Here is a 14,210-nt window from a genome sequence, read left to right on the forward strand (position 1 = left end):
TCAGGCATTTCTCATACAATTGTTTTGGGTTTCGTTTGAATAGTTGAAATCCCATGCTGCTGCCTCATTGAAGTTTATTGGGTTTACCTGCTGACAGAGAAGGTGTTGAGACTGATAACGGTATCGGTTATAAGTATGAAGTTTGATAGACTGGCATTACGCGCCTTGCGGTTAGTTACTGTTGCAGTCCACAATTTTGTTATCAATAAATAAACAGGTTTTGTTTCTTCCTGTTTTCTTGGCTGCATAGAGTGCTTTGTCAGCCGCACTCAGTAGCTGATCTTCAGTTTTCATATTCTTTTCTTTTATTGCAATACCCATACTGATCGAAATTTTCATGTGAAATGAGTCGATGTTGATCTGCAGTGCGGCAATATGCTGGCGAAGCCTTTCAGCAAAAAGAACAGCTGGCTTGGCATCGGTGTCATCATTCAAATGAATAGCCATAAACTCTTCTCCGCCAATACGAAAAAAAACATCGTTTTTTCGTCCGATGGCTCTGAAAGCTGCAGCGATTTTTTTCAGTACCTGGTCACCAATAGCGTGACCATATGTATCGTTGATTTTTTTGAAGTGATCAATGTCGATTAGAATGACGAACATCTGTTGATTGGATCTGCCCGTATCATTCCATGCTTTGGAGAGTGCCTCCGTTCCTGCACGTCGGTTAGGTAATTCCGTTAGCATGTCGGTGAGTGCGATATGTTCCAATTTACGGTTTGTGACGGCCAGTTCAGCGGTAAAGCGCTTGAGTTGCTCATGGTCACGTTCCCAGGATTCCTGTAACTTTCGATAGTGCCAGGCTGCACGCAGTCGGGCGCGAAACTCGCGTATGTTAATCGGTTTTGTTACATAATCGTCCACGCCTGCATCAAATGCCTCAATGACTTCTTCTTCATCGTCGAGGCTGGTCATCATGATGATATATAAATTCTGGCCCCAATCTGTAGCGCGCAGGGATTGGGTTAGCTTAAGTCCGTCCATAACCGGCATAAGCCAGTCCGTAATGACAATATGGGGCAGCACTTCTACCGCCAAAGATAATGCCTCTTTGCCGTTACACGCTGTAAATACTGTATGACCAAGAATTCTGGATAGCAGTTCTTCAACAAGGACAAGGTTGGATGGTTCATCTTCTACTATCAGTATTCGAAGTGAAAATTTATCGACCGTACTCTCGGGCCGCGCAATTGGATTATTGATTATTTTATGAAATGGAGGAAGTTCTGCTGCAGGTATTTTGAGCAGTTCCCCCCATGTTTGCCAATCCTTGATAACATGATCGATAAATAACCCAAGCGATTCTGTATCAAGGCTCATTTTCCCGCCAAGCAACATGAGTTCGGTTGTATATTTATTCTGCTCTGACTCTGGGCTCAGGCCAAAGTCAGCTATCAGTTTCGCCATGTAGAGTAAGTGTACGATTTGATAAGGACGGGATCCCTCGGAAAAGCACGATTCTTCCGGGGTTTCATGATAATAGATTGATTCGACAAAAATCTGGGGAAAGCCGTAATTGTTCAATATTGCGGCCGTTAATTCATTGTGGTTGGTTTGTAAAAATTGTTTCTCGAGATCGATTAAAGTCAGATCAGGGGTCTGTTTTTCGAGTAGTTCACTGTATTTTTCTGGATAAATTGTGGCGAGTGCCAGGCAACCAATGCGCGCCATTAAACCGCAGGCAAACAATTCATCAGGAGAGCATAACCGCGTTGATTTGACCAGTTCCTGCGAGGCAATCGCCATCAGTAATGAATGTGACCAGAATTGTTGATAATCAAATTGGTTGCAGGTCCCTATCTGATATTGATCAATCAATGAGAATCCCATCGCGAGTTGTTTGACAGCGTTCAGACCGACGCGGGCTATGGCATCTGGAACTGAGGTGATCGTGCGCGTGCTTAAACCCGTCATATTGGCCTTCTTGATCAAGCGACCAGAGAGCGCGGGATCAGTTTGAATGAGTTTGCTGATTTCGCTGATCGTGATGTCTTCCTGCCGGCAGGCTGTCATAAGCGCAAGGGCGACACCTCTTGGCGTTGGCAGCAGTTCGCTGATGCCTAATTGGCTCGGGTTTGCGGTTTTCATGATGTGTTCCGGAGGATTTGAACTGTTTCGATTGGATGCTGTTTTCTCAAGAAATCAGTGATTTCTCCGGAGCGAACGGGTTTGCTGAAATAATAGCCCTGCAGGTAATCACAGCCTAATTTTTTTAGTACATTTGCTTGTTCGAGCAATTCGATACCTTCCGCTGTGACGGTGAAATTCAGATTCTTGGATAAAGAAATAATGGATCGGATGATGGCCAGGCTTTTTCCATCATCCAGCATGCCGTCAACAAAGCTTTTATCAACCTTGATGTTGTTAATCGGGAGATGCATCAAATAATTCATGGAGGAGTAGCCTGTGCCAAAATCATCCAGTGAAATCTCGATGTTGTGACTGCGTAACGTATTTATTGTGTTCAGAATCTCCGCGTTATAATCCATCAAAGCGCTCTCTGTCACTTCCAGAACAAGATTGCTGGGTGGAAAGCCTGTCTCTGAGAGAATACCCATCACACTTTTTACCAAATCCGGGTTTTTAAATTGCAGCGGCGAGAGATTGACGGAAACGCGTATATTGAATCCTTTTTTCAGCCATTCCATGGCCTCTGCACAGGCTGTTCGCAGTGCCCATTCTCCAATAGGAATAATCAAACCGTTTTCTTCTGCCAGGGGAATGAAATCAAGTGGTGAAATAAATCCTTGTGCAGGGTGCTGCCAGCGGATCAGCGCTTCGACTGACAGAAATTTCCCCGTTGCAATATCCATCTGTGGTTGATATACAAGAAAAAATTGATTCTGTAACAATGCATTACGAAGACCATTCTCCAGGTTTAATCTTTTTTCTGCCTGATGGGTAAATGTGCTGCTATAAAACTGACAATTGTTCCGTCCTTCATCTTTTGCATGATACATGGCGGTATCCGCATGTTTTAACAAAGTTTCTGCATCTTCGCCGTCATCAGGATAGAAGGCTATGCCAATACTCGCGGTCAAAACAACATCACGATCCCCCAGGTGAAAGGGCTGTTGCATGACTTGACGAATACGATGGGCCATAATCAGGGCATCTTCTGCACGCTGTAAATTAGGCATAACGATCGTAAATTCATCGCCACCGATGCGTGCGATATCGGCTGCTGGTTGACTGAGTTGGCCATGTGGTTTTGCGTCATATGGTGAAAAATCCAATGAATGCGTAGTATTTTTCAGGCGGCTGGCGGCTGATTTAAGGATCAAGTCGCCTGTATTATGTCCGATCGCATCATTGATACCTTTGAAGCCATCCAGATCCAGGTACAGCATTGCGAATCTGTTGTTAATATACTGTGCACGTGCAATTTCCTGTTCCAATCGTTCCATGAAGGATTGTCGATTAGGTAAACCCGTCAACACGTCAAAATAAGCAAGATGGAAAATTTTGTTTTCTGAATCCACACGATTTGTAATGTCGCGAACCAGGCAAAGCGTCTCTTGCGTATTGATTGTGACAATCCGGCTTTCAAAATGCAGCGTATTTAGTTCGTCTGGTTTAAGTTGATATTCGAAATGTTCGACCGTTTTTTTCAGGCGGGCTTTTTGCAAAGCGTTAAGATATATTTGAAAGATGTTTGTAGGCAATGTGTGACTCAATGAATTGCCAAGCTTGACTTTTAAACTGAATGTTTTTTCAGAGAGATTCAGTGTGTCAACGACTACCCCGCCATTGTCCAGAATAAACATGGCATCAGGGATAGCACTGAAAATCGCCCTGCCGCGCGCATTGGCGAGTTTAAGGTCAAGTAGATTGAGGTAAGCGCGTTTTAGATAGAGTATTCGGTAGCGGATTAAACTCCAGTTGATCGGCTTGGAAATAAAATCCGTTGCGCCGACATCAAAAGCATGATCGACCGACTGTACATCATCCATCCCTGTGACCATGATGATAGGCAATTCGTTGCCGATTTTTTTGCGTAGATACGAGCAAACTTCATATCCATTTTTACGTGGCATTTCTACATCCAGCATGACCATGTCATGCGGTGATGCATCAAACATACGAATGGCTTCTTCTCCATCGCATGCGAGAGTTACGCTGAGTCCGGCTTGTTCCAATGCAGCCTGCATGAGATACCTGACCGTGATATCATCGTCAGCCAGTAAGACTTTAAAAGCATCAGCGCTCATGACTGTTTAAGGATCTGTTTAATTTCAGTGATGACTTTTTGATAGCGCTGCTGCAAGTTATCCAGTAGTTGTCCTACCTGTCCAAATTCGCCGGATTTACCGCATAACTCAAGCTTCTGGGCAATGACTGATATACTTTCAGCGCCTACATTTGCGGCACTGGACTTTAATGTATGGGCGGCATGGCGCAGGCTCTCGGCATCTTCATTATTAATCGCATCTTCAATCTGTCTGGTCAGGTCAACAGAAGTTTCAAGGAAAACCTGCAGAATTTTATTGACAAGTTCATCTCCGCATGATAGGTCCAGGTTGCGGATAACAGTGAGCTGTTCCTGATTAAGAATCGGTGTGTTAACACGGTCCGAGGCTGTGCATGAGTTTACAGTGTCCATTGTCAGGTTTTTCCTTTAGCGAACCGGGGCGCGCTGTATTTAAATAGATGGGATGTCGGAAGGAAATCATTTTGTTCAGTTGCCGGGCATGCTATAAAGTCATTTTTCGCGATGCCGGCGGCGGCGATAGTAAGTGATTGATCGATATGTGTGATTCGTCCATGAAATCGAATTGTGTTTCTAGAGTAATTCATCACCGGGTCATACCGGCTCGCTAAAATCATAGCGAAAGGGTCGCTGATGACAAAGGCCAGGACTTTCTTGCCGTGCTGAAAAAGATCAATATGCAAACCGGGTTTTGACCGCATGTACTTTGCAGTACACTGATTTGCCATGATCGCTTTTGACAGCGAAAAAAAAACGATCAGGTAACTGTACAAAAGAATGAGGAAAGCTGCCAACATCATGGCCAGATCTTGTGCTATAGAAAAGGGTTGCTGCAGTTCGGCTTGGAATGCGATAAGGGTGATCGGCATATTTAAAAGAACGTTATATCACTGAATGTTGATTAATTGGTTATCTCAATAATTTTAAAATTAAATAAAACTAATATAGTCATGTGGTTGCTATCTAATCGCTGTTTAAGGTTAAGCGTTATTGATAGCAGAATGATGAGTATATAAAAAAAAGAAATAAAGTATTCGCTGTAACAGATTGTGTTTTGTAATCCATTTCTGACTATTAACTTGATGTCAATTTTTTTTTGAATGCCAGATGAGTATGCTTTTGTTTATTTGACCAAAACCGAACGGGTATAAAAAAGGCAAACAGACGTTGCAATACTGTATTTAAAAAAATGAATGGTACATATGCATTCTATAGTGGTTCGCAGCTGAGCTGTTTCTGGGAGGCCGCTTAAAACGTTTTCGAAGGCTGTGCTGGATGAACTCTGGACTATTAACTATGCAGGTATGACAAAACGGCGTCACCACATGTCTTCTACGTTTGAAAGATAACGGGGAAATGCCATCCAAATACATAATGCGGTAAGCGTTACTTCGGTTATAAGAAAGCGCTCCGGGATGGTGGGTGGCGCAGAAAATCTGCACCATTTTAAATGCCCTGGCCTTATACGCAGATGAGTTCGGCTAACTGACTTAAGCCACAGATTGTGGCAATAGGAAAGTACGATTAAACAGGGGTTTGTAAATTATTTTGCTCAACTCTCAACGTTTGCAATTTGCGTATCCACTGAGAAAAATGCCGTCATTAGCTACTTTGGCTTCAAATGTCTTTAAACGCTTATTAAAATTATCCAGGGATTGCAGCAATAAAACGTATCGCCGTATCGCGTGAGACACTTGTGACTTTACAGATTCTGGATATATGATCCAGCGCTTCTGCTAAATTTAACAAGTCTCATGTTTGATACTACGATTGCTGGTGCGCATCATTGAGAGCTACCCATTTTGATAAAAATTCGATACCTCTATCAAAACGGGTAGCTCTCATTTCTGCAAGTGATGTGTCAGGACCGTAAATCCTTCTGCACTATTGCTTACCCTACAGATTGTCAGCGAAGTATGTCGATACAATAATTAAAGCCGTCACCACGCCGAATATGACCGCTATATTAAAACCCATTTTTTTAACTGTACTAGCATCATCCTTTGTATTTTCTAATGTACTCATATTCCTGCTCACTCCTATAGTATGTGTTATGTAACCATAGAAATTATCAACTGAATCAGGACTGGCACCATTGATGTAGATCAACAAAACAGCTGATAAGTGTGCTTATTCGGCTTTTAATACTTGCCGCGATACCACGCTGACGCTGGTTGGATTGCATCATTGTAATGCGGATTATTTTCTCAGAATGAGTTTTCAATATCGATGCCGCAAGAATTCATATAAGTAGAATAATAGTCCCATTTGTTTTGCAACCTACATGTATTTACTATTTAACAGCATTGTTCATGTAAAGATTTAACGGATCTGGTACGGATTGCGGTATTTGATGCATGTTTTTTAATGCAGGTGTCCAGATTTTTCTACCAGCGCAGGGCGAATAATGCCGAAGTGCACAGTCCTGAAATAAAGCCAATTGAGTCAGGTTCTTTTCTTATTCTGCTAATTCTTGCGGAATTCTGAATGCATTATCGGTATTGAAGCGTTCCTGTTTTTTGTGCTGACCTGAAGATTTTTTACCCAAGCAAATGGGTTCTTCTCGATGATATCGTTAGGGTACATTTCATCGAACAATACAATGTCCTCTATAATTCAGATGCTACAAGAAATATAATTTATGGTGTGCTCATTAAATAACACAAGGTTAAAACTGGATGATGCCTGCTGCATGCTGGCTTGACTATAAAATTCCCCCGCCCGTGGTTGGGATGCTTGTCGCTACCGCGATGTGGGCACTAGCAGAAGTAGGGCCGCAGTTCGCACTTGCACCACAAGTACGGTACTCCCTCGTGGGCATTCTGATTATCGCGGGGGGTGTTTTTGATCTGCTGGGATTAGTCGCTTTTCGCGCATCGCGTACAACTATCAACCCACTTAAGCCCGAGCTTGCCTCGGCACTGGTCACAGGTGGTGTGTATCGTTTCACCCGAAATCCGATGTACGTTGGTGTGGTGCTGTTTTTACTTGCCTGGGGAGTTTATCTCTCAGCGCTGCTGCCACTTGCGGGTCTACCGTTCTTTATCATGTACATTACACGTTTTCAGATTCAACCAGAGGAGCGTGTCCTGATGGATATCTTTGGTGAACAGTACTCGAGTTATGCAAAAAACGTGAGGCGATGGCTGTAATGCGTCATCTTACGCAAGCGGCTCCGCAATTGTTATCTACGTATGCAGAAGTATTGTTTGCTCAGTTTAAAATCAATGCATTCCTGTTTTTTCATTAAAAGTGCCGAATACGTCAGTGACGGCAAAGACGTCGTAGCCTTTTTCAATGGCTGAAAAAATCTTTATTGTCCCAGGCGTTGATATTGCCTGGGCATGCAACATACGGAGCAGCGGGAAATATTTCCTTGATTTCCGGAGCCAGTGGGCAATTCGGCCCATCCCTGAAACTTGTTGTTGGGATTGTGGGCAGATTCAAGTATTTGCCTCAGGCCGAGAGGGCTAATACATTATTCTTAAATTCAGTGGGCGAAACGCCTGTGCGAGTGATATCAACCCGGCCTGATGGTCCATTAACAGAAAAACAGCGTCAACTCTGAGGCGTCGATTGTATTTAATAGTCTTATTTACGTATATATTCCCGATGGTTGTGGATTGACAAAACAGGTTAAAAAATCTTGTGCAGAACCATGCATCCATATCATCAGGCAGAATGCTCAAGACATTAAGTGTCCCATCTTGCCACTTTGATAATCTGCCTTTGCCTGACGGATTTCTGCATCTGTGTTCATAACAAAAGGACCGCTGCCAACAATCGGCTCGTCAATCGGTTCACCACAAAGCAGCAAGACAGTTGCATTTTGAGCGTTACTGATGCAGAGGTGATCGCCTGCCGAATAAAATATTCCAACTTCTGCAGCACCAATAGTGTCAGCGTGATTAATCATTACAGTGCCTTTGAGTACAGCAAGCAGAGTGTTGAATGCTTCAGGAACGGGCAGGTCGATCTGTTGCTCGCTGGTCAGATGTAAATCCCATACATGAATAGGTGAGAATGTATGAGCGGGCCCCGCGGCTTCTTCAAATTCGCCCGCAATGATCCGTGCGGTTCCCTGGCCGTTCTGAAGTTTCACAACAGGAATTTGATCATTTAAAATATTTTGATAGCGGGGTGGTGACATTTTATATTTAGCTGGTAAATTGACCCATAGCTGCACCATTTCGAACAATCCACCGCGTTGCGCAAAATCCCGGCCATGAAATTCTTCATGAACAATACCAGAAGCGGCAGTCATCCACTGCACGTCACCGGGCCCTATTTTACCGCCGCCTCCGGAGCTGTCGCGATGTTCAACTTCACCACTATAGACAATCGTGACCGTTTCAAAACCGCGATGCGGATGCTCGCCCACACCAAGGCGTTGACTGGTTGGCGGGAAATCCATGGGGCCGGCGTAGTCAAACAATAAGAACGGACTGATTGCCGGTCCCAGCTTAGGATAAGTAAACAGCGATCGGACAGGAAAACCGTTACCGACCCAGTGACTTTCTGTATTGCGCTGAATGCGCTGCAGCTTCTTGGCAGAGGATTGGGGCTTGTTTTTTAGCATCGTTTTCTCCTGGCTAAAATTTGAATAGATCGCTTGAATCCGCGTCGGGTGAAAAGCGACAATCTGATCAAAACTATTCTTAGTGATCATACTTTGATTCAATGCGATAAGATTACGCTTTTCCGCATAAATTGAGAATCCGTTTTTCCTCGAAACTGGTGTTCGCCTACAGAACATTTTTCCTTGATACATCCTGTCATTGAGATTTCCCGGGTAAATGTGTGTGCTGTTTGGTATTTGTTGCAACAGCGTTGATTTTTTTTACACTTAACAGGTTCTCAAAGAAATAGAAAATATTATATCCATTATAATCATAAGGATATAAGTATGGCATGTTATTTGCTTATCTATCAGTACTGATACTAGTAAATTTTAAAGAGAATACAGTCATATGAAAACTAAAATAAAAAAAACAATTGCACTTGCCGGTTTATTGGGAATCGTATCTATTCATGCCAATGCATCGGTTTATAATTTCGTAAACCTTATTGACACCAACAATGGATCTATTACAGGAACACTGGGAAATGGTAGTGCATTTTCTGGCAACCCAGGTGAAGCCGGCTTCCAGACTTTTGATTGGACCGTAGGTGGCTTAACATTAACCGCAACAGGAAGTACTGTAACCGGTGGCGCATTTGCTTATCTGGATTCTGGTAATGCAGGCCTGGGCGTTTGTAAAGCACTCACCGCAAATAACCAATGTACCCCAAGCAGCGATGACAATGTAACCATCAACGAAGTTCTCGATTTACATTTTGATAAATTAGCAGAAATTGATTTTAATCAAGTGATTTTCCGCGATGCGAATCATAAAATCATCAATCCTAACATTGAGATCAGTGTTAATGGCGGCGGCTTCTCCGCATTAAACCTGACTAGTGTACAATAAGGTACAGATTTTGCGTTCCGCACATTAAATCAAGCCAACCAGTTTTATATCAGTGTGCTTTCAGCTGATGAAGTAACAGTTTCTACACCTGGCACTTTAGTATTGTTGGCATTGGGCTTGGTTGGTTTAGGTGTTACTCGGCGCAAGCATTATTTAGTCTAAGCAATTCGACGAATAACTTCAGTCAGTCAGGCTTTTCCCGAGATTTTTTAGCTTGGTTCAAATTAAAAAGATCCGGGAAAGCCACTCCGGTTCGCTTTGGAAGAATTCCATAAAGATGCCTATGCGATAAAGTATTCTTATTGTTGTGGCCTATCAATCAGCATCCAATATTTTCCAGTGTCAGCGTCTATTGTGGAATAAACTAAGTTGTAAAAACAATAGCATGAAAATTAAACTGGTAAATTTGGACGCTGTTTTTTGAAAAAAACTGGGAAAATTTCAATGCTGATTGATATCTTCGACTAAATGTCGGGTATTTGACAATCATGGGTGAAAACTTTTCAACGCCGATTTACTCGATTTTTTGGTAAATTTTGTATGCCGTGACACTCTTCGGCTGGAAGAAGCAAAGAAAACGGCGGGGTGTAGCTGCCCGTTTCGATTTGTTGCAGGGGCGTCTAGCCGCAGTTGAAAACGCCTGCGTTACTGATAGCATATTGGTAGATCCGCTCATGGTGTCGGCTCCTGTGCTTGCTTTTGGTGGTATGGAGCATGATCTTTAAGGTATGTGTTCCAGGCGCCAATAAAACAATAAGTTACAAGGCAATTAAAAAAGTATGTTTTTTCATGTAGGCGCTATGTAGACGATAAATGGATAAACAATGATTGCAGAATAACCGGAGTATTAAGAAGAATAGTCAGTTGATGGGATACGCTCAATGGAATAAATCAGGCAGATTTAAATCATTCGTCATCGTTGATGACGATTGTTTCTTCTGTTATCAATGAATCTAGTTCGGCTTTGAGTTTGTCACCTACAAGAAGTTCGCCTACACCTCTGGGTGTTCCTGTCATCACTATATCACCAGGCATCAGAGTAAAAGTGCGGCTAATATCACACAACAAAGTCAGTACGGGAAAAAGCATTTGACCAGTATTGGTATTCTGTACAAGTTCATCATTACGCCATAGACATAGTTTGATGTTTTGCAGGTCGAGGGTGTTATCCAATATGACAAATCTGGAAAGTACGCAACTTCCATCAAACGCCTTTGCGCGCTCCCAGGGATGACCTTTAGCTTTAAGACTATTTTGCAAAGATCGAAGTGTGAGATCAAGTCCAACTCCCACTCCGGCAATGGCGTCTCGCGCTTCTTTTTCGTTGCAGCACTGAAGTTTCTTTCCTATTAGCAGTGTCATTTCGGTTTCGTAATGATGAATACCAAAGCGCCTGGCCAATTTAATAAAACCAGAAAAAGACACCATGGCTGTTGTCGGCTTAATAAAAAGTATAGGCTCATTAGGAACATCATTATTTAGTTCGACAATGTGATCCGAATAATTACGCCCTACACATACCGCTTTTCCTGCGGGCCAGGGTACAGACAATCCATTTGCAAAAAGGTGTCGATAATTTGTATCAGGATGGTGCATGATAGTGTTTTTGGGATTTTTATAATGATGTCTTATAGTTATATTATTGCGAAAGCGACCTGCATGATCTGACGTTATGGAATGGACATCCACTAAACTAAACGGCATCAAAGCGCCAACGTAGTGGTGCAGTGACCACTAACGAGAGAGGAGCGTCTATTCCAGTACGTCAACTTATGATTGATGTTCCCTCTTAAGTTGGTGCATTCTAACGTGTTAACGCACTATGCCAGCTGTGCAGATAAAGAGAATTGATCTGTAGCTAGTTCAAATGGCAAAGTACCATCAAAAAGATTATAGTGCACTGACTTAAAGGTCTCATCGATAAGCGGAAGGGGCGTAGTAGACCCTACCCATTTTCCAAGTATACCGTCGTAACCACCTCTGATGTCTAGCGCCTCGACTGCAATAGAGTGATCCTGACTAAACTCAGCTTTATGGTCGATTGTTCCTGTCTGGTCAAGCTCAAGATTGTATTCTACAATTCCATTATTATTCAGATCGATGGCTGAAGCATTTGCAAAAGTCAGCGTATCGCCAGCCACGAAACTGAACGAAGATCCATCTTCGAAGATAATTTTCCCAGCCAATTCATCAAGGTCGAAGTCTGTTGTCCTTGTGAGGTCGTAGTCAACTACAATGTCAAAATCTGCCATCTCGGCATCTAGAAATAACCCGGTTCCAGGGATTGACACTTCAAAATTAAATGGATTTAAGTTTAGGTCAAACGCAAGTTGGGTAAGTGCAAGTTTAATTCCGTCTTTACTCACAAGTGATGGAAAAACAGCCAGTTCAAACATATTCCAAATAAGCTCATCAAGATCAATGTCATAAGTAACAACCTTACTGGTCTCTACGTCATGAGGATTCCCGGACCAGCCACTGATGTCCCCTGGTTTTTCGTAGAAAATAGAAACAAAGTCCAGAAAAGCAGGCAGTTCGCCTTTGTCATTTAGGAGTGCAGGGTTTGCGACGGTTAAGTCAATAACACCTTCTGGAACAGTGTCATTATTGAAGGTGACAAACGGCGCATCAATATTAAGGTTATTCATTGTAGAAAGTTTATTACTGATGTCAGACAACCTGATTGTGCCAAGATTACCTATTACCCCGCCTGGATTAACAGAAGCAAAAGCATCTGCATAAAAATCGAATATAGCCGACAGCTCAACAACCGTGACTGGATCAAGCAGAATCCAGTCATCATAATTGATTACTGATGAAGTATCGATCTTAAGTGTGTCTGTCAGGCTGTTATAAAACGTATCAACCGTTGTATCACGATTTACCCGCAGTCTGAGGGTGCCAGCGTCAAAGTCAAAATCCTCCTGTATTCCGATATCAATATCAGCTTCACCACCTACAGTAAAACCAGCTCCCTCTTTTTTTTCCTTCTTCAGGCCATTAGTAGTTGCTCCGCGAAACTTGTTGAAGTCATATGAGAAAGGTGATGAATAATATTTTTCCCAGTTGGAATTTTCTGTAATTGTCTGGCTTGTTGAAGCAACATGAATAGTTTCGGAAACTGATTCTTCATCTCCGTTGCCATTCTCCTTGGAAACAGCTTTGAAAACCAGATCAAACTCCGCGCTCTCGTTTTCGGGCAGGGTTAGGAGAAAGTCTTGAGTATAAGTGTCAGGCAGACCAGAAGAGGTTGATTGTAACGGAGATATCGTTGCTCCCGAAATTGGAAGGTCGACTTCAATTCGATCGATAAACTCTGATAGATCGGCATCTTGCTGAGTGGCTGTAACAGTAAATATGACTTCATTAACATTGGCAGTGGAAGAAGTGTTAATGGTTAGCGAAGGTATATCAGCAACTGCTGCAATCGAAACATTAACTGTTGCAAAATCGATCCCGCCATTATTGTCAGTGATCCCGTAGCCGAATGTGTCAGTCCCGGCGTAGTCTGCATCGGGAGTGTAAAGGATGGCATCACCTATCTCGTTATCAGCATCGTCACCGTCAACGATCATTACAGTACCGTGCAGTGCGTTAGTGACATAATTGATTGTCAGTGTGTCCCCATCAGCATCGGTATCATTTTTCAATACCTGTAATATCACGCCATCAGGTGACTTGGACGGAGCGTTCAATCCAGCTTGCCCGTCTTCAAAGATGTCATAGCTATCATTTATTGCATCCGGTGCAGCTGGTGCAATGGCAGTAAGTTTATCCCCTTCATTTGTTGTACGAACACCAAATTCGACATTGGCAATGTCATCAAGCGTAAGCGCAGTTGTAGTAGAGGAAAGCGTGAATTCGGTCTGTTGAATGATGTCCTTGCCGGCTCCGGGCGTCCCGAAAGCGATGCCAATATCGAACATCAATCCCGTTCCCTGCAGGTTGACGCCATGTTTTAGGTTGATGACGCCTTCATCTTCGATAGCCTGATTGGTAATGTTCCCGCCGGCTAAAATAAGCGAACTTAAAATTGCGGTATTATTAAAATCAAAAAACAATCCTCTAAGGTCGTCGTCTCCCAGGCTTGTAACAGTAAAATCTAAGGCGTTAGCATTCTCAACAACATTGATTGAAACATCGCCAATAGTAAAGGTAATTTGACGATTAATATTCGTTATATTCATAAGTTTCTCCTAATTCAGAAAATTAATAAACTTACACAATTCGTATTGTTGAACCTGTCACAAGAAATTTGAGCACGTAGAATAACTGAGTTGCGGTCGCGAACATACTTACTGAACCGACCATAAAAAAACAAATAATGCGATCTAAAATAGTTGAAAATATCCGAATGTGGAGATTATGATCACATTGTTTATTGGCCATTTCTATAATCTTAATTTCGTTACTTCACCTAAACCTCAGATCATTCATCGTGTATTTTTACACGGCGAGCAACTAAAAAAAATGACTCAAAGGAATCATTTTTAACATTTGGAATTCAATGGATCAGGATTGTATAAATA

The 14,210-nt window shown here is 42.6% G+C and carries 12 protein-coding genes; 4 read left to right on the top strand and 8 right to left on the bottom strand.

The features are described from left to right. Positions 1-171: 171 nt before the first annotated feature. From C8R11_RS11325 to C8R11_RS17010, 5 genes are all read right to left on the bottom strand, one after another. Entirely contained in the window at positions 172-2,088 is a 1,917-nt protein-coding gene (locus C8R11_RS11325) for a GGDEF domain-containing response regulator (protein ID WP_107795798.1), read from the bottom strand. Next, positions 2,085-4,211 (bottom strand): GGDEF domain-containing response regulator, encoded by a 2,127-nt coding sequence (locus C8R11_RS11330; RefSeq protein ID WP_107795799.1) that lies wholly within the window; start codon positions 4,209-4,211, stop codon positions 2,085-2,087. The genes C8R11_RS11325 and C8R11_RS11330 overlap by 4 nt, the downstream gene beginning before the upstream one ends. After that, complete coding sequence (locus tag C8R11_RS11335; protein ID WP_107795800.1) at positions 4,208-4,603, bottom strand: Hpt domain-containing protein; 396 nt, start codon at positions 4,601-4,603, stop codon at positions 4,208-4,210. The genes C8R11_RS11330 and C8R11_RS11335 overlap by 4 nt, the downstream gene beginning before the upstream one ends. 2 nt (positions 4,604-4,605) lie before the next feature. Beyond that, entirely contained in the window at positions 4,606-5,079 is a 474-nt protein-coding gene (locus C8R11_RS11340; protein WP_107795801.1) for a hypothetical protein, read from the bottom strand. Between the two features lie 1,027 nt (positions 5,080-6,106). Next, positions 6,107-6,235 (bottom strand): hypothetical protein, encoded by a 129-nt coding sequence (locus tag C8R11_RS17010; RefSeq protein ID WP_280142051.1) that lies wholly within the window; start codon positions 6,233-6,235, stop codon positions 6,107-6,109. Between the two features lie 653 nt (positions 6,236-6,888). Here C8R11_RS17010 and C8R11_RS11345 point away from each other — a divergent pair. Further along, positions 6,889-7,362 (top strand): methyltransferase family protein, encoded by a 474-nt coding sequence (locus tag C8R11_RS11345; RefSeq protein ID WP_219908592.1) that lies wholly within the window; start codon positions 6,889-6,891, stop codon positions 7,360-7,362. A 533-nt stretch (positions 7,363-7,895) separates the two neighbouring features. On the opposite strand, the gene C8R11_RS11355 is transcribed toward C8R11_RS11345, so the two are convergent. Next, entirely contained in the window at positions 7,896-8,789 is an 894-nt protein-coding gene (locus tag C8R11_RS11355) for a pirin family protein (protein ID WP_107795836.1), read from the bottom strand. 391 nt (positions 8,790-9,180) lie between these two features. Between C8R11_RS11355 and C8R11_RS11360 the strand changes: the two genes are divergently transcribed. From C8R11_RS11360 to C8R11_RS15915, 3 genes are all read left to right on the top strand, one after another. After that, positions 9,181-9,681 carry a hypothetical protein gene (locus C8R11_RS11360; RefSeq protein ID WP_107795803.1) on the top strand — a complete coding sequence of 167 codons (501 nt, stop codon included), beginning with the start codon at positions 9,181-9,183 and terminating at the stop codon, positions 9,679-9,681. 54 nt (positions 9,682-9,735) lie between these two features. Continuing rightward, the gene (locus tag C8R11_RS17230) at positions 9,736-9,843 is read left to right on the top strand and encodes a PEP-CTERM sorting domain-containing protein (protein WP_483406941.1); all 108 of its coding nucleotides are present in this window, start codon (positions 9,736-9,738) and stop codon (positions 9,841-9,843) included. A gap of 383 nt (positions 9,844-10,226) precedes the next feature. Then, the gene (locus C8R11_RS15915; RefSeq protein WP_146159107.1) at positions 10,227-10,406 is read left to right on the top strand and encodes a hypothetical protein; all 180 of its coding nucleotides are present in this window, start codon (positions 10,227-10,229) and stop codon (positions 10,404-10,406) included. Between the two features lie 181 nt (positions 10,407-10,587). Here C8R11_RS15915 and C8R11_RS11370 read toward each other — a convergent pair whose 3' ends face one another. Then, positions 10,588-11,277 (bottom strand): fumarylacetoacetate hydrolase family protein, encoded by a 690-nt coding sequence (locus C8R11_RS11370; protein WP_107795837.1) that lies wholly within the window; start codon positions 11,275-11,277, stop codon positions 10,588-10,590. 224 nt (positions 11,278-11,501) lie between these two features. Further along, positions 11,502-13,868, bottom strand: a complete 2,367-nt coding sequence (locus C8R11_RS11375) for an Ig-like domain-containing protein (protein ID WP_107795805.1) — start codon at positions 13,866-13,868, stop codon at positions 11,502-11,504. Positions 13,869-14,210 lie beyond the last annotated feature (342 nt).

The organism is Nitrosomonas aestuarii (assembly GCF_003046585.1).
GTDB classification, from domain to species: Bacteria; Pseudomonadota; Gammaproteobacteria; order Burkholderiales; family Nitrosomonadaceae; genus Nitrosomonas; species Nitrosomonas aestuarii.